The organism is Hyalangium minutum (genome assembly GCF_000737315.1).
GTDB classification, from domain to species: Bacteria; Myxococcota; Myxococcia; order Myxococcales; family Myxococcaceae; genus Hyalangium; species Hyalangium minutum.
Map to the genome: position 1 here is coordinate 731,638 of NZ_JMCB01000001.1, position 15,298 is coordinate 746,935.

Sequence of the window (15,298 nt, forward strand, 5' to 3'; positions counted from 1 at the left end):
CCGCGCTGGCCGGAGCCATTCCACAACGAGGAGTCATTTCATGAAGCGTGTTCTCGTGGCAGTCATGCTCGCCGCAGCCTCTGTCCTGGGGGCCTGTGGCAACAGCGGAGACGATCAGGACCTCACCGAGTCCAAAGTACGTCTGAAGTCCGGTGAGTCTTTCCAGGGAGCGCAGTCCTGCGGCGTCGATCTGCCGCAGTGCACCTCCGGGCTGTCCTGCATCACCGTGGAGCTCGATGGCGCCCCGGCAAAGGCGCTGTGCGTGAACGAGCAGACCCTCTGCGCTCGGCTCGAGTGCGCCCAAGGCGAGTGCGCCATCCTGGAGTCCTACCCGGCTCGGGTGGTCTGCCTCTCCAGGTCAGGCGGCGCCTCTGGCAGCGATGACTCCGTCTCCAGCAATCCTTGATGGAGAGATGCTCGGGGCACGAGGCACACCGCCTCGTGCCTCATCCCTGCGCGGCGGGCTTCAGTCGGCCTGGACGTAGCTGTTCTCGTCGATGTAGTCCACGTCGGCCTCGCAGCGGAGGGCGCCCACGAGTTCGGGGGTGAGCGTGGCGGCGAAGCCCTTCAGGGCCGCCTGCCACTTGGTGTCCGCAGTGAAGCCGTACTTCTGCTCAAGCTCGGAGACCCGGTCGAAAGTGCCCTCCAGCGACTCATCGAACACGATGATGTAGGAGTCAGGAACCTTGTCGCTCGGAGCGAGGTGCAGCGGCGCGGGGGACTCGCAAGAAGCAGCGAACAGAACCATCCGCGCATCCGTCTCCGGGTTGTTGCCTGGGACGAGGCCGCTTCCGCAGGCCGTCAGGGCCAGGCAGGAGACCAGGGCCAATCCGATTCGCGTCAGGCGCAGCATGCGTTCTCTCCCGTGCAACCAGGGTTGCGCCCACAGGAAGCAAGGCCCGGGCCGGGCCGGCCCCGAGGGAGCACCGAGCGATCACCCGGGCTTTGGGAGGCCTGCCCCCTCAGATTCTTGAGGGACCGAGGGGCTCGCCTCGGAAAAGTGCCTCAGCGCCGCGAGCGGGCAGCCGTCTTCTTCTTCCGTGCGGGTGCGCGCTTGGAGGCGCTCTTGCGCTGGCGAACAGGGCCGTCCGTTCCGTGAACCGCGCGGTACCAGAAGGAGCCCGGACGGAAGGCCTGGGGGTCCTGGGCCTTGAGAGCCTTGGCGGCCCGGGTCCGCAGTCTCTTGGGAAGGATGGGCTCGTCCTCCTCCTCCTCAGTGCGTTCGCGCAACAGGTCGCGATAGATGATCATGCACTCGAGGAGCTCAGGCACTCCCGAGTTCATCAAGACGGGCACCGCCTCCTTCTCCGGATCGCGCAGGACGACCCGGCCACCTGTGCTCTCGTCGAGGCAGACACACAGGTCCTCTTCCTCGCCGTCCCCGTAGGTGCCCAGGACTCGCAGGCCCTCGGAGAGCACTTCGAATGGCTCTCCCTCACGTCCGGCATCGAAGTCGATGAATGGAACGCCGCACTCCGGAAGGCCCACACTCAAGAGAAAGGAGCGGTTCCGCTCATCGAGCTGGAGCCCCTCGAGAGCCTCCTCTCCAAAGGCCAAGCACGGATCCTCGGCCTCCGTTCCTTGCGCCCAGCGCGCGGCGGCAGGCGCTGCAGCCACCTCCGCCTTGCGCTTCTTCCGCAGGGCTTCCTTCTCCCCAGGGATGAGCTTCAGCTGGGCATCCAGGAGCCGAGGCAGTTCCATCAAGTGGACATGAGACTGGCAGCCCAGCGCTTTGCGCAGCGTGGCGTCAGCGCGGAAGGACTGTCCTGGGATGAGCCAGAGCTGATGCTCCGCCACATGCCGAAGAACGGCCTTCATGGCCGCTGGAGGCTGAACCGGTCCTGGCCCGACAAGCTGGGCCAGCGCGGGCGAAGGCGTGAACGCCACTGACATGAGGTCAGAGGGCTTGGGCATGCCGTCACTCTACCGCCGAGCGGAGGACCGTGTCGGTCTCGGAGAGCAGAGCCTTCACCAGATCAGCGGCGGACACGTCACGCGAGAGCGCGGCCCCCTGGCCCGCCCAGAGCGCCATGAACCGGGTGTCCCCCTGGCGGGCCGCGGCGCCCCTCAAGGCAATCGTGGCGTAGTGCTGCGCCGGGAACGGCAGCACGGCCTCACTGCCTTCGAGCGCGGTGATGAACTCGTTGGCGATCATGCGTCCCGGGCGTCCCGTGAACGCGCGGGTGATCCGCATGGAGTCATCTCGGGCTCCCCGGAGCACCGCCTTGTGAGCTACGGCGGTGCCGGCCTCCCGGCACGTCATGAAGGCCGTGCCCAGCTGCACGCCGCTCGCGCCAAGCATGCGCGCAGCCGCGATGCCCCGGCCATCCATGATCCCGCCACTCGCGATGACCGGGAGCTTCACGGCGTCCACCACTTGGGGAACAAGCGCCATCGTCCCCACCAGCCCTGACTCGAAGGGCCCGGCGAACGTGCCCCGGTGCCCTCCAGCTTCCGAGCCCTGAGCGACGATGGCGTCCACTCCCGAGGCCTCGAGCTGCCGGGCCTCCTGGACGTTCGTGGCCGTGCCCGCCACCAGGATTCCGCGTGACTTGAACGACTCGAGCACGGAGGCCGATGGAATACCGAACGTGAAGCTGAAGACGGCCGGAGCGCTCGCGAGCACGGCCTCGACCTGTCCGAGAAAGTCCGGCAGCGCCGTCGCCGGAGACTGAGGCGCGGGCAACCCGAGCTGCGCGTGGTAGCGGGCCAGGATCTCCAGCATGGGCGCCGGGTCCACGCTCTTCGTAGGGCCCACGGGGGAGAACAGGTTGATGGCGAACGGCCGCTGCGTGAGGGCCCGCACGGCCTGGGCCTGCCGGAGGATGTCCTCGGGAGCCAGGTAGGACGCGCCGATGGACCCCAGCCCCCCCGCGTTGGACACCGCTGCCACCAGTTCTGGAGTGGTGATGCCTCCTCCCATGGGCGCCTGGATGAGGGGCTGCTCCACTCCGAGCTTCGCCGCGAGACTGCGCCACGCGCTGGTACCCATGACAGGTCTCCTCCCGGTTTTGGCACCGTCACGGTGCGCCCGAGGCGTGCTCCGAGGAAGCGAATTGTTCTGATGCTCCCCATCGAATGCCCACCAAGCAACCGGGCAGAGGGGGCCGGTCCTGTGGCATCCTCGCCGGACGTACATGGCCACCCCCGCCCCCACCGCCCAGAACTGGGTGCTGCGTCTGTTCTTCGTCTCGGGCCTCTCCGGGATCCTCTTCGAGGTCCTCTGGACGCGGATCTTCACGTACCTGCTCGGGGGCACCACGCACAGCGTCACCGCCGTCATCACGGCGTTCATGCTGGGGCTCGGGCTGGGCTCGTACCTGTTGGGCCGAGTGGCGGACCGTTCCACCCGGCCGCTGCGCATCTACGGGCTGCTGGAGCTGGGCGTCGCGTTCAGCGGGCTCGTGGCGTTCTATGCCTTCCACCACATCGAGTCGCTCTACTCGGTCCTCTATGCCTGGGCGCCGCAGGCGACGATCAAGTGGCTCGTCTTCCTGATTGCGTTCGTCTTCGTCTCGTTCTCCGCCACCCTCATTGGGGGCACCTTGCCCGTGCTCGCCCGCTACGTGGTGAACCGGGATGAAGGCCTGAAGGCCGCGCTGGGCCAGCTCTACTCCATCAACACACTGGGAGCGGCGGCGGGCTCGGTGCTGATGATCGGCCTGGTGTGGGTGCTGGGCTACGAGACGGGCTACCACCTCGCGCTTGCGCTCAACGTGGTCACGGGCGTGGCGGCCCTGCTCCTGTCCCGCCGTGAGAACGCAGCGCCTGTCTCCAGCAGTGAGGCCCCGTCCGCCTCCCCTCCTCCCACCGCTGAACCTCGGGAGACCCTCGATGGCCGCATTCTCCTGCCTGCCTTCGCCCTCTCCGGCTTCTGCGCGCTGGCGTACGAGGTCATCTGGTTCCGGCTGCTCGACTTCTTGCTGTTGGGCCGGCTGACGACCTTCGCCTGCGTCCTCTCCGTGTACCTGCTGGGGATCAGCCTGGGCAGCGTCGCGTTCAGCCGCTGGAGCCCCCGAGGCCTGAGCGATCTCAAGCTGTTCGTCGTCTTCGAGGCCCTGCTCGGGCTCCTGGGACTCCTCAGCCTGCCGGTGCTGTCGGCGGTCAGCGGCTGGGGGCACCGGCCGTTCACCATCGCCGTGGGCTTCCTGCTGCTCTTCGCGATGACGCTGCTGCTGGGAGGCCTCTTCCCGCTGGCGGGCAAGCTGTACGCGGGGCCGATGCGGCTGCTCGGGCGGACGGTGGGCAACATCTACTCGGCCAACACGGCGGGCTCGGTGCTGGGCTCGTTCCTGACGGGCTTCGTCCTCTTCCCCACCATCGGCACCTCGGCCGCGCTGCTGCTCATCGCGGCGCTGAACCTGGGCATTGCCGCCACCCTGGCGGGCGTCTCGCTGCGGCCGCTGAACACCCGCTGGGTGGGCACAGTCGCGGCACTCGCGGCGGTGGGGCTGGGGGGCTGGTTCAGCGCCGACTGGCTCACGCGGTACTACGAGCACGTCAGCCTCCGCCCAGGCTTCCGGGTGATCGCCGAGAGCGAGAGCAGCCTGCAGCCCGTGCTGGTAGCTGAGAACGGCCAGGGCGATCGGGTCCTCCTGGGCGGTCCGTTCCAGTCCGGGGAGACGGTGCCCGCGCGGAGGCAGACCCAGAAGCTCCAGGCGCACCTGCCAATGCTCGTGCACCCGAACCCGCAGCGGGTGCTGGAGATTGGCTACGGCGTGGGCGAGCTCCCACGGACCTTGCTGCTGTACCAGCCGGAGCTGCTCCAGCTCGTCGAGCTGGACGAGCACATGATCCCGGTAGCCGAGGAGTACTTCGGGGCGCTCAACGAGCACGCGAGCCGCAAGCCCAACGTGCGCGTGGACGTGATGGACGGGCGGCACTTCCTGAAGATGAGCGAGGAGCAGTTCGACGTGATCATGTCGGACTCGATGATCCTCGCCAGTGAGGGCAGCCTGCGGCTCTACACGGAGGAGCACTTCCGCGAGGCGCGCCGGCACCTGCGTCCCGGGGGCGTGGCGCTGGTGTGGCTGCCGCTCAACGCGGGCATCAGCAAGGCCATGGTCATCCTGAAGACCTTCCAGAAGGTCTTCCCACAGAGCCTGCTGTGGCTGCCGCTGGGGCTCAACACGCAGGAGGCCTTCATCGTCGGCTTCCGGGACGAGGCCTCCATCGACTGGACGGCTTGGCGCGAGAAGTACGAGCGGGTGGCCCGGCAGGACTTGCAGGCCTTCGGCTGGGACTCGCCGGGGCTGTTCTTCGCGAGCTTCCGAGCGGGGCCTGAACAACTGTCCGAGATCGCCTCGCGCGTGCCGATGATCAACCGGGACATGAACCCGGTGCTGGACTTCTTGCCGCAGGAGACTCCGGCGGAGATCGATGCGGCGGTTCGCCAGCTCATCGCCTACCCGCCGGGCGCGATCTTCGCGCACCTGAAGGACGGTCCCACGCCGGATGAGTCGCTGGGGGCCCTTCGAAGCGAGGTCGAGCGCATCCACGAGGCGGACCAGCGCTTCTTCCAGGGAGTCGAAGCGCTGGAGCGGTTCGGCGCGCGGCCTCCGTCGGAGGTGCTGGCGAACGCGGCCACGCTGACCGAGGGCTTCCGTCAGGCCCTGGAGCTGTACCCCCGCCACCACGCCTCGGCGGTGTGGATGGCACAGGTGCTGGGGTTAGCGGCGAAGGTGCAGCCTCCGATGGAGCCCGAGAAGGTTCGTGGGCTGCTGGAGGAGGCATTGCGCTACAGTCCGTCGGATCTCGCGGTGGCCGAGGCGCTCGCGCGCCTGGCGCTGCAGCGAGGTGACAAGGAAGAGGCTCACAAGTACATCGAGCGGGTCCGGGCGCTGGCGCCCTACTCCCGGCTCGCCGCCACCGAGACGCCATGAACGACTCTCCCGCAACCCTCAGCCGCGCTCGCTTCCGGTTCCTGTGTGGGCTCCTGTTCTGCACAGGGATGACGTCGCTGATCTTCCAGATCATCTGGCTGCGAGGCTTCAGCATCATCCTCGGGAGCACCATCTACTCGATGGCCTGCGTCGTCACCGTGTTCATGCTCGGGCTGGCGGTGGGCAGCCTGATCATGTCGAGGCTGCTCAAGGGCGGAGGGAAACTGGCGGAGCGTCCGCTGGCGGCCTACGGCACGGTGGAGCTGCTGGTGGGGATTAGCGCGCTGATCATCACCTGGACGTTGTTCAGCCACCAAGACTTCTACCTCTCGCTGTCGGGCTCGCCCACGGCGCCACTGCTGTCACGGCTGGTGGCACAGTTCAGCGTGTGCCTGGCGCTGATTGGCATCCCCACGGCGCTCATGGGGATGACGCTGCCGCTGCTGAGCCAGCTCGTGGCGGACCGGCGGCAGGTGTCGGCGCTGTACGGCGTGAACACCATCGGAGCGGCGACGGGGAGCATCATCGCCAGCTTCGTCCTCATCTATTACTTCGGGTGCATCCGGGCGGGGGCGTTCGCCGCGGCGGTCAATGCGCTCATCTTCACGGTGGCGCTGGCGGCCAACCGCTTCTTCCCTCCGGCCCAAGAGCCCGCCGCGGAGCAGCCGCCACCGGACGCCGCGAGCACTCCCGAGGGGCGCATGCTCAGCCGTCCGCTGATGCTAGCGATGGCGATCTTCTCGGGGTTCGTGGCGCTCTCGTGTGAGATCACCTGGACGCGCTTCCTGTCGTTGTGCTTCGGCAACCGCATCTACGTGACGAGCATCGCGCTGTCGATCATCTTGCTCTTCATGGGGCAGGCGGCGCGCATGAGCAGCGCGATGCTGCGCGGGACGACGCCGCTGTGGCGCATCCTGTTGTACGCGTGCTCGCTGACGTTGATCTCCTTCTCGGCGGCGCTGCTGCTGGAGCGGTCGGCGTTCCAGCCGACAGAGCCGGGGCTCGTGGTCCTCTTCATCCTGTTGATGGTGGTGTTCCCGGCGACGGCGCTCGGGCTGATCTTCCCTCTGACGCTGGCGGCGCGGCCGGCGGGGGTGACGAACGGGGCGAGCTGGGTGGGACTGGTGTACGGGATGAACACGCTGGCGAGCCTCGTGGGCTCGCTGGCGAGCGGGTACGTACTCATCAATCTGATCGGCTCCAACGGGCTGATTGCGTTCAACTCGGTGCTGCTGCTGATCGCGCTGGCGGGGCTGGCGTACGGGTTCCGGTCGCACTTCAAGCTCTCGGACCATGCGCTGGGCGGAGTGGCGGTGGTGGGCTTCCTGGCGATCATCGCGCCGAAGAGCCTGCAAGTGCCTCCGGTGGTGGATGCGGAGCGCGCGGTGGTCCGGAGCGAGGACGCACACGGCATCTTCAGCGTGGTGCAGATGGACGAGGGCCGGCTGCGGGTGCTGAACAACCGGACGGACCTCGTCTATCTATATGGGGACCCGAGCACGCAGTACGTGCAGGAGTCGCAGGCGTTCCTGCCAATTTTGTACGCGCCGAAGCTGGAGAAGGTGCTGAACATCGGCTCGGGGTACGGCATCACGGCGGGAGCGTTCTCGCGGGTGAACGAGGTGAAGTCCATCGAGGCGGTGGAGATCGTCCCGGCGCTGGTGGAGCACGCGAAGCTGTTCAGCCCTGGGAACCACGACTACTTCACGAACCCGCGGGTGAAGATCCACATCACGGACGGCCGGCACTTCCTGGCGACGACGCCCGAGCGCTACGACATCATCTCGATCAACGTGTCGGATCCGTACCTGCCGGGCTCCTCGAGCCTGTTCAGCCACGAGTTCTACGAGCTGACGAAGTCACGGCTGGGGCCTGGGGGCGTGATGGCGCAGCACATCTTCGGGCCGGACATGGCGACGCTGTACCACGGCATCCGCGAGGTGTTCCCGCACGTGAAGGCGATTCCGTCGTATGGGAACGGGCTGACGGTGATTGCCTCGGCAGATCCGCTGGAGCCGCGCCAGCGTGACTTGTTCCTGCAGCGCTACAATGAAGGCCGGGCGCTGTTCGACACGATTGGCATCCCGGACGGGCTGATGGGCTTCGAGCGGCTGGTGCTGCTGGGAGACGAGACGCTGAAGGAACTGTCCTCGCGGGCGCCTGCGTTCCGCAACAGCGACGACATGCCTGCACTGGAGTTCCGCCGGCTTCCGGGCCAGCTGGGCCTCTTCTACTCGAATAACTGAACAAAGCCGTGCACGGACCCACGTGTGACCTTCATCCGCTTCATGCAGGAGCATGAACCGATGAAGCTCTTCAATGGCCTGGGTGTCGCGCTGGTGTTGATCACTCTGGGCTGTGCCGGACCCGTGAGTTCCTCGCGAAGTGGGAGTTCTTACTCCTGGCCAGGGTCCATGCTCCCGAGGGCAGTGTCCTCCCAGCAAAGCTCGCCCACATCCACGCCAAGACAGGGCACACCGGCGGCTTCTCGGGAGGCCAGTAATGCCAACTCCTCTGCGCACATTCGAAGGGGGCCCTCCACTCACCCCTGAGGACCTTCGTTCCTTCGAGCAGCAGCATGGGCTTGCCCTCCCCGCCTCATACGAGGAGTTCCTGCTGAAGACCAACGGCGGACGCCCGGAGAGGGACCTGTTGGCGCTCACGGGCCTTGAGGGCAACCCGCGTGCCCGCATCCATCTCTTCTTTGGCCTGAACGATCCGGTCGAATCGTGCAACCTCGATTGGAACCTTGAGGTCTTCAAGGATCGCATCCCAGTGGGCCTGATTCCGATCGCCACCACCGAGGGCACAGACAAGATCTGCCTGTGCGTGGCTGGGGAACGCGCAGGGGCTGTCTTCTACTGGGACGGCCACGCCTCACCTGATGAGCGAAATCTCTACGCACTCGCCGGTGACTTCACGTCGTTCCTCTCATCGCTCCACGCCGATGAACTCTCGCCCAAGACTCACTGAGGCCCCCACTCCGCGCGCCTCTGCTCGAAGTCATCGTGGGGTGTAGCCGTCACCTCATGCTTCACGGTGGTAGAAAGAAGCCAGCCCGAAGCCCCAGGAGGACCGAATGAAGCGTGCGTTGCTCGTCATTGATATCCAGAAGGACTACTTCCCCGGAGGAAAGATGGAGCTCGTTGGCACCGAGGCCGCGAGCCTGCGTGCCCGGGAATTGCTTGAGGGCTTCCGCAAGAACGGAGAGGAGCTCATCCACGTCCAACACATCTTCCAGGCCCCCAATGCCCCGTTCTTCGTCGCCGGAACGGAGGGCGCGGAGATCCACCCGAACGTTCAGCCCCTCCCCGGTGAGCGTCTGCTCGTCAAGCACCACGCCAACTCGTTCAAGGATACGCCGCTGCAGCAGTGGCTCCGCGAGCGAGACGTCACCGATGTCGTCATCTGCGGGATGATGACCAGCATGTGCGTGGACGCCGCCACCCGCGCGGCAGCAGACCTGGGCTTCAACACCTACGTGGCCGCCGATGCCTGCGCAGCCCCAGACCTGCGCTCGGGCGCCGAGATCATCCCCGGGCGCACCGTGCACAACGCCTTCCTGGCCGCCCTGGGCTCACTGGTCGCGCGGGTGGAGAGCACAAGCGAGCTCCTCTCGCGGCGCGGATAAAGAAACGGCCTCTCCCTTTCAAGAAGGGAGAGGCCGAATTCACGTCAGCACATGTCGCTTGGGAGCGGCTACTTCGCCAGCTCCACCAGCGCCGCGGCGCCCATGCCGCCGCCGATGCACATCGTCACCACACCGTAGCGACCGTTCCGCCGCTTCAGCTCGTACAGGATGGTGCCCACCATGCGAGCACCGGACACGCCCAGCGGGTGGCCCAGCGCAATCGCGCCACCGTTCGGGTTCACCTTGTCTAGGGAAATCCCCAGCTCGCGGATGCAGTGCAGCGCCTGCGCGGCGAAGGCCTCGTTCAGCTCGAAGACGTCGATGTCCTCGACCTTCAGCTTGTTCTTCGCCAGCAGCTTCTTCACCGCCGGGATGGGCCCCACGCCCATGATCTCCGGCGGCACGCCCGCCACCTGGAAGTCGATGAAGTAGCCCAGTGGCTTCACCCCGAGCTCCTTCGCCTTCTCCTCGCTCATCACCACCGCCGCCGCAGCGCCGTCCGTCAGCGGCGACGCGTTGCCCGCCGTCACCACGCCCTTCGCGTTGAACGCCGGCTTCAACTTCGCCAGGCCCTCCAGCGTCGTGTCCGGCCGCAGGATGGTGTCGAACGTCACCGTCACCTGCTGGGGCTTACCCGCGTCGTCGTACACCGTCGTGGAGACCGGGAGGATCTCCTCCTTGAACTTCCCCTGCTCGCGGGCCGTGGCCGCCCGGCGCTGGGACTCGTACGCGAACTTGTCCGCGTCCTCACGGCTCACGCTGTACCGGCTGGCGATGTTCTCCGCCGTCGCCCCCATGGAGGTGTAGACCTCCGGGTGCTTGGCCATGATCTCCGGGTTGGCGCTCACCTTGTTGCCGCCCATGGGCACCATCGTCATGGACTCGGTGCCACCGGCGACCGCCACCTGCATCATCCCCGCCTGAATGGCCTGCGCCGCCTGGGCAATCGACTGCGTGCCCGACGAGCAGAAGCGGTTGATCGTCATCGCCGGAACGGTGTCCGGCAGCCCGCCCAGCAGCGCCGCCTGGCGAGCCACGTTCATGCCCTGCTCGCCCTCCGGCATGGCGCAGCCGAGGATGACGTCCTCCACGTCCTCGGGCTTCAGGCCCTTCACCCGGGCCACCGCCTCCTTGATGACGAGCGCGGCCAGCGTGTCCGGCCGCGTGTCCTTGAACTCTCCCTTGTGCGCGCGGGTGAACGGGGTCCGCACCGCGCTGGCAATCACGACTCGGCTGGCCATCTTGCGTCTCCTCGCCTGGACAGCGTCCAGGCAGTCAAAGTCTTCATCGGAAAATCGCTCTGGATCCTTGGATAAAGCCCGCCTGCTAGTTCCGCAGCGGCTTCCCCTTCTCCAGCATGAACATGAGCCGATCCTGGGTCTTCTCCTCGCCCGTGAGGCTGAGGAACGCCTCCAGCTCGAGCTCCAGCAGCTGCTCCTCGGTCACCAGCGCCGTGGGGCTGGTGTCGCCACCGGTCAGCACCCGAGCCAGCTTCTGGCCGATCTTCCGATCGTGCGCGGAGATCTGGTTGTTGAGCTGCATGTCGTACAGCATCATGTCGATGGTGGCCGCGCCGCTGGGGCCTGCCAGCCGGAACCGGGTGGGCCGAGGTGCCCGGAAGCCCGACTTCGCCATGCCCAGCACCCGCTGCTTGGCGTCCGCCAGCAGGAAGTCCCGGTTGGCGCTGATGCCGTCGCTGTCCTTCAGGAAGCCCGCCTCCCGGGCCTCCTCGGCGCTGGTGGCCACCTTCGCCGTGCCGATCGACAGGAACACCTTCTTGAGGAACGGCAGCGGATCGAAGTCCTTGTCCGTCGAGTAGTTGCCGTACACGTTGCGCATCAACTGCATCGTGCCGCCACCGCCGGGGATGAGGCCCACGCCCACTTCCACCAGGCCCATGTACAGCTCGGCCGAGGCCTGGATGGCATTGGCGCCCATCGCCGCCTCCGCGCCGCCGCCCAGGGTGAGGTTGAAGGGCGCCGACACCACCGGCACCGGGCTGTAGCGCATGCGCTGATTGGCCGCCTGGAACGCCGCCGCCATCTTCCGGATGGCCTCGAACTCGTCGCTCTTGGCCGCCATCAGCATCGCCATGATGTTGGCGCCCGCCGAGAAGTTCGACCCGTCGTTGCCAATCACCAGGCCCAGGTGGTTCTTCTCCGTCTCGTCCAGGGCCGTGTTCATCATCGCGATGATCGCGTCATCGATGGAGTTCATCTTCGAGTGGAACTCCAGCAGCGTGACGCCGTCGCCCATGTCCCACAGCGAGGCGCTATCGTTGCCGGTGATCTTCTTGTTGCCGCGCTTGAGGTACTCCACGCGCTGGGTGCGCGCGTTCTCCTGCACCGGCTTCACCGACTTGCTGGGGATGTCCCAGTACGTGTCACGGCCGTCCTGCACGCCGTAGAAGGACTCACGGCCCGCCGCCAGCATCTGCTCCACCCAGGGCGCCGGCTCGATGCCCAGCTCCTTCATCCGCGCCACGCCCGCGCGCACGCCGTACGCATCCCACGTCTCGAAGGGCCCCAGGTCCCAGCCGAAGCCCCAGCGCACGCCGCGGTCGACGTTGACGATGTCGTCGGCGATCTCCGGAATCCGGCGGCTGGAGTACGCCAGCACGTCCAGAGTGACGCGCTCGGCGAACTTGGCGGCCTTGTCCTGGCCCTTCATCACCGTGGCGACGCGCTCGCGCACATCCTCCACTTCCTTGGCCGCGCCCAGCGACTCGTAGCGGACCTTGTTCTGCTTCCGGTACTCGAGCGTGTTCAGGTCCAGCGCGAGGATCTCCTTCTCGCCGTCCCCGCCGCCGCCCTTGGCCTTCTTGTAGAAGCCCGAGCCGCTCTTGTCGCCCAGCATCCCCTTCTCCACCATCTTCTGGAGGAAGTCCGGGGTGGCGAACGTGTCACGGCGCTCATCGTGGGCGAGCGTGTCGTAACAGTTCTTCGCCACGTGGATGAAGGTGTCCAAGCCGACGATGTCCGCAGTGCGGAACACGGCAGACTTGGGGCGGCCCATGGCGGGGCCAAAGATCTTGTCCACCTCCTCCACCGTCATCTCCGCCTCGCGCATGGCGGAGATGGTCCGCATCATCCCGTACACGCCGATGCGGTTGGCGATGAAGTTCGTGGTGTCCTTGCCGTAGACGATGCCCTTGCCGAGCACCTCCTCGCCAAAGCGGTGGATGGTGCGCACCACCTCGGGATCCGTCTCCTTGCCGGCCACCAGCTCCAGCAGCTTCATGTAGCGCACGGGGTTGAAGAAGTGCGTCACCAGGAAGTTCTTGCGGAAGTCCTCACCGCGCCCCTGGAGCATCCCCGCGATGGAGAGACCCGAGGTGTTGGAGCTGATGATGGCGCCCTTGCGCGCGTGCTGCTCCACCTTGGCGAACAGGGCCTGCTTGACGGCCATGTCCTCCTTCACCACCTCGATGACCCAGTCGCACTCGGCGATGCGGGCCATGTCATCCTCGAAGTTGCCCACCTCGATGGCGGTGAACACCTGCTCGGAGACGATGGGGCTGGGGCGCTGCTTGCGCATGTTGGCCAGGGCGCCCAGCACGAACTTGTTGCGGAAGGCCTTGGAGGAGGTGTCCTCGCCCGGTGCCGCCTTGGGGGGGACGATGTCCAGCAGGAGCGCGCGCACGCCCGAATTGGCCAGGTGCGCGGCAATACCACTGCCCATCACGCCAGCGCCCAGGACTGCCACTTTGCGGATCCGCGTCGTCATCAAAAAAGCTCCCTTATTGGGATGAGGGGACTGCACAAATGTCGTCGATTGACCCGAAAGTCAATCTGACTGTCTCGCCAGGGGGTGCCCCTTGCGACTACAACCCCCTGGCCATGCCCCGCCTCGATCCCCACTCGTACAACGACAGCACGCAGCCCGAGACCGAATCCCTTGACTGGAAGGCCCGAGTGGACTTCCGGACGCGCAGGCTGCACGCGGAGGTCACCCTCACCCTCAAGGAGCCGTCCGCCGGTCCGTTGGACCTGGACACCCGGGAACTCGACATCCGTGCAGTGGTGGACGATCAGGGAAAACCCCTGCCGTTCCACCTGGCCCCCCCGGAGCCCATCCTGGGCAGCCGGCTGCGGATTCAGCTCCCGAAAGGCCTGCGCCAGCTGACGGTGCGCTATCGCACCTCGCCCCAGGCCAGCGCGCTCCAGTGGCTGACGCCCTCGCAGACGGCGGGGGGCCAGCACCCGTTCCTCTTCAGCCAGTGCCAGGCCATCCACGCCCGTTCCGTGATTCCCCTGCAGGACACCCCGCGCATCCGCATCCGCTACAAGGCGGCGCTGACGATTCCCAAGGCGCTCAAGGCGGTGATGGCAGCGGGCTTCGTGCGCCGCGAGGAGCCCAGCGTGGAGGCGGTGGAGCACTACGAGATGCCCCAGCCGATTCCGCCGTACCTGCTGGCGTTCGCGGTGGGGAGCCTGGCGGCCAAGGAGCTGGGTCCGCGCTCGCGCGTGTGGGCCGAGCCCGAGCTGCTGGAGGCCGCCGCCTCCGAGTTCGAGGACGTGGACGCCATGCTGCGCATGGCCGAGTCCCTCTTCGGGCCGTATGACTGGGAGCGGTTCGACTTGCTCACCATGCCTCCCTCGTTCCCGTACGGCGGCATGGAGAACCCGCGGCTGACGTTCCTCACGCCCACGCTGCTGGCCGGGGACAAGAGCCTGGTGAATGTGGTGGCGCACGAGCTGGCGCACTCGTGGACGGGCAACCTGGTGACCAACGCCTCCGCCGAGCACTTCTGGCTCAACGAGAGCTTCACGGTGTTCGCCGAGCGGCGCATCCTCGAGGCGCTGGAGGGCCAGGAGGAGGCCACGCTGCACGCCGCGTTGGGTCGGCGCTCGCTGGAGACGGCGATCGAGCACTTCAAGGCGCACCCGCAGCACACGGTGCTGCGCACCCACCTGGCGGGCATTGATCCGGACGATGTCTTCTCTCAGGTGCCCTACGAGAAGGGCTACCTCATGCTCTGCGCCATGGAGCAGGCGGTGGGGCGCCCGGCCTTCGATGGGTACCTGAAGCGCTACATCGACACGTTCCGCTTCCAGGCGTTGACCACGGAGGACTGGGTGGCCTTCACGGAGCGCGAGCTGCCCGGAGTGCTGGCCAAGGTGAGCGCGGACGCGTACCTGCACCAGCCGGGGATTCCCTCGGCGGCGCCCTCGGCGCGCTCGGGCAAGCTGGAGGAGATCCAGCGGCTCAAGGGCACCGTGCCCTCACCGGACGCGGTGAAGGACTGGACGCCCACCGAGTGGCAGCTCTTCCTGGAGTGGCTGCCGGTGAACTTCTCGCGCGACAACATCCGCGCGCTGGACGAGCGGTTCCGGTTCACGAACAGCACCAACTCGGAGGTGCTGGTGTCGTGGCTGGTGGCGGCGCTGCGGGCCCACTACCCGCCCGCGCTGGAGCGCACGGAGACGTTCCTAGGCGAGGTGGGGCGCATGAAGTACCTCAAGCCCCTCTACAGCGCGCTCCACTCCTCCAGGGAATACCGGGGCAAGGCGAAGGAGATCTTCCAGAAGTACGCCGATCGCTACCACCCCATCGCGAAGCAGGGCATCGAGGGCATCCTCAGCCGGGCATGAGCGATCATCCTCCCCCTGGCCACGGCTCAAGGCCGTTGTTAATGTGTCTCCCGACGCGCCACCCGCGTCGACCATGATCGCCTCCGTCTGACACATCCGCTCCTTGCAGCGGCTCTTCCCAACGAGCTGGACCACCCAGGTGGCCCGGCTCCTCGGAGCCGTGACGAGCGAGCAGCCACGCCCGTGACCCT

At 66.9% G+C, this 15,298-nt stretch carries 11 protein-coding genes; 6 read left to right on the forward strand and 5 right to left on the reverse strand.

Translation table 11 applies throughout. The features are described 5' to 3' along the window. The first annotated feature begins 40 nt into the window (after positions 1-40). Positions 41-406, forward strand: a complete 366-nt coding sequence (locus DB31_RS02720) for a hypothetical protein (RefSeq protein WP_044181486.1) — start codon at positions 41-43, stop codon at positions 404-406. 60 nt (positions 407-466) lie between these two features. Here the strand turns inward: DB31_RS02720 and DB31_RS02725 are convergent, their stop codons facing one another. The 3 genes from DB31_RS02725 to DB31_RS02735 all read right to left on the reverse strand — a co-directional run bounded on the left by DB31_RS02725 (position 467) and on the right by DB31_RS02735 (position 2,992). After that, the gene (locus DB31_RS02725) at positions 467-853 is read right to left on the reverse strand and encodes a protease inhibitor I9 family protein (RefSeq protein WP_044181489.1); all 387 of its coding nucleotides are present in this window, start codon (positions 851-853) and stop codon (positions 467-469) included. A gap of 152 nt (positions 854-1,005) precedes the next feature. Further along, positions 1,006-1,914 (reverse strand): SUKH-4 family immunity protein, encoded by a 909-nt coding sequence (locus DB31_RS02730; RefSeq protein WP_044181492.1) that lies wholly within the window; start codon positions 1,912-1,914, stop codon positions 1,006-1,008. A 4-nt stretch (positions 1,915-1,918) separates the two neighbouring features. Continuing rightward, positions 1,919-2,992: an NAD(P)H-dependent flavin oxidoreductase gene (locus DB31_RS02735; protein WP_044181496.1), complete on the reverse strand. Its 1,074-nt coding sequence runs from the start codon at positions 2,990-2,992 to the stop codon at positions 1,919-1,921. Positions 2,993-3,137: 145 nt separating this feature from the next. Here DB31_RS02735 and DB31_RS02740 point away from each other — a divergent pair, with 145 nt between their 5' ends. The 4 genes from DB31_RS02740 (at position 3,138) to DB31_RS02755 (ending at position 9,513) form a co-directional block, all read left to right on the forward strand. Next, positions 3,138-5,882 (forward strand): fused MFS/spermidine synthase, encoded by a 2,745-nt coding sequence (locus tag DB31_RS02740; RefSeq protein WP_044181500.1) that lies wholly within the window; start codon positions 3,138-3,140, stop codon positions 5,880-5,882. Then, the gene (locus DB31_RS02745; protein ID WP_044181502.1) at positions 5,879-8,128 is read left to right on the forward strand and encodes a fused MFS/spermidine synthase; all 2,250 of its coding nucleotides are present in this window, start codon (positions 5,879-5,881) and stop codon (positions 8,126-8,128) included. The genes DB31_RS02740 and DB31_RS02745 overlap by 4 nt, the downstream gene beginning before the upstream one ends. Positions 8,129-8,384: 256 nt before the next feature. After that, positions 8,385-8,855, forward strand: coding sequence for an SMI1/KNR4 family protein (locus DB31_RS02750; protein WP_044181504.1), 471 nt, complete (start codon positions 8,385-8,387; stop codon positions 8,853-8,855). Positions 8,856-8,961: 106 nt separating this feature from the next. Then, the gene (locus DB31_RS02755) at positions 8,962-9,513 is read left to right on the forward strand and encodes a cysteine hydrolase family protein (protein WP_044181506.1); all 552 of its coding nucleotides are present in this window, start codon (positions 8,962-8,964) and stop codon (positions 9,511-9,513) included. A 68-nt stretch (positions 9,514-9,581) separates the two neighbouring features. On the opposite strand, the gene DB31_RS02760 is transcribed toward DB31_RS02755, so the two are convergent. Both DB31_RS02760 and DB31_RS02765 read right to left on the reverse strand, forming a co-directional pair. Beyond that, entirely contained in the window at positions 9,582-10,754 is a 1,173-nt protein-coding gene (locus DB31_RS02760; RefSeq protein WP_044181507.1) for a thiolase family protein, read from the reverse strand. A gap of 85 nt (positions 10,755-10,839) precedes the next feature. Then, complete coding sequence (locus DB31_RS02765) at positions 10,840-13,239, reverse strand: 3-hydroxyacyl-CoA dehydrogenase/enoyl-CoA hydratase family protein (protein ID WP_044181509.1); 2,400 nt, start codon at positions 13,237-13,239, stop codon at positions 10,840-10,842. A gap of 113 nt (positions 13,240-13,352) precedes the next feature. On the opposite strand from DB31_RS02765, the gene DB31_RS02770 reads away from it, so the two are divergent. Next, entirely contained in the window at positions 13,353-15,107 is a 1,755-nt protein-coding gene (locus DB31_RS02770) for a M1 family metallopeptidase (RefSeq protein ID WP_044181511.1), read from the forward strand. Positions 15,108-15,298 lie beyond the last annotated feature (191 nt).

Excerpts from the sequence above, each read along its gene's own strand:
- DB31_RS02720 (WP_044181486.1), top strand. The coding sequence starts at position 41 with ATGAAGCGTGTTCTCGTGGCAGTCATGCTCGCCGCAGCCTCTGTCCTG.
- DB31_RS02740 (WP_044181500.1), top strand. The coding sequence starts at position 3,138 with ATGGCCACCCCCGCCCCCACCGCCCAGAACTGGGTGCTGCGTCTGTTC.
- DB31_RS02745 (WP_044181502.1), top strand. The coding sequence starts at position 5,879 with ATGAACGACTCTCCCGCAACCCTCAGCCGCGCTCGCTTCCGGTTCCTG.
- DB31_RS02730 (WP_044181492.1), bottom strand. The coding sequence starts at position 1,914 with ATGCCCAAGCCCTCTGACCTCATGTCAGTGGCGTTCACGCCTTCGCCC.
- DB31_RS02750 (WP_044181504.1), top strand. The coding sequence starts at position 8,385 with ATGCCAACTCCTCTGCGCACATTCGAAGGGGGCCCTCCACTCACCCCT.
- DB31_RS02770 (WP_044181511.1), top strand. The coding sequence starts at position 13,353 with ATGCCCCGCCTCGATCCCCACTCGTACAACGACAGCACGCAGCCCGAG.
- DB31_RS02760 (WP_044181507.1), bottom strand. The coding sequence starts at position 10,754 with ATGGCCAGCCGAGTCGTGATTGCCAGCGCGGTGCGGACCCCGTTCACC.
- DB31_RS02755 (WP_044181506.1), top strand. The coding sequence starts at position 8,962 with ATGAAGCGTGCGTTGCTCGTCATTGATATCCAGAAGGACTACTTCCCC.
- DB31_RS02765 (WP_044181509.1), bottom strand. The coding sequence starts at position 13,239 with ATGACGACGCGGATCCGCAAAGTGGCAGTCCTGGGCGCTGGCGTGATG.
- DB31_RS02725 (WP_044181489.1), bottom strand. The coding sequence starts at position 853 with ATGCTGCGCCTGACGCGAATCGGATTGGCCCTGGTCTCCTGCCTGGCC.
- DB31_RS02735 (WP_044181496.1), bottom strand. The coding sequence starts at position 2,992 with ATGGGTACCAGCGCGTGGCGCAGTCTCGCGGCGAAGCTCGGAGTGGAG.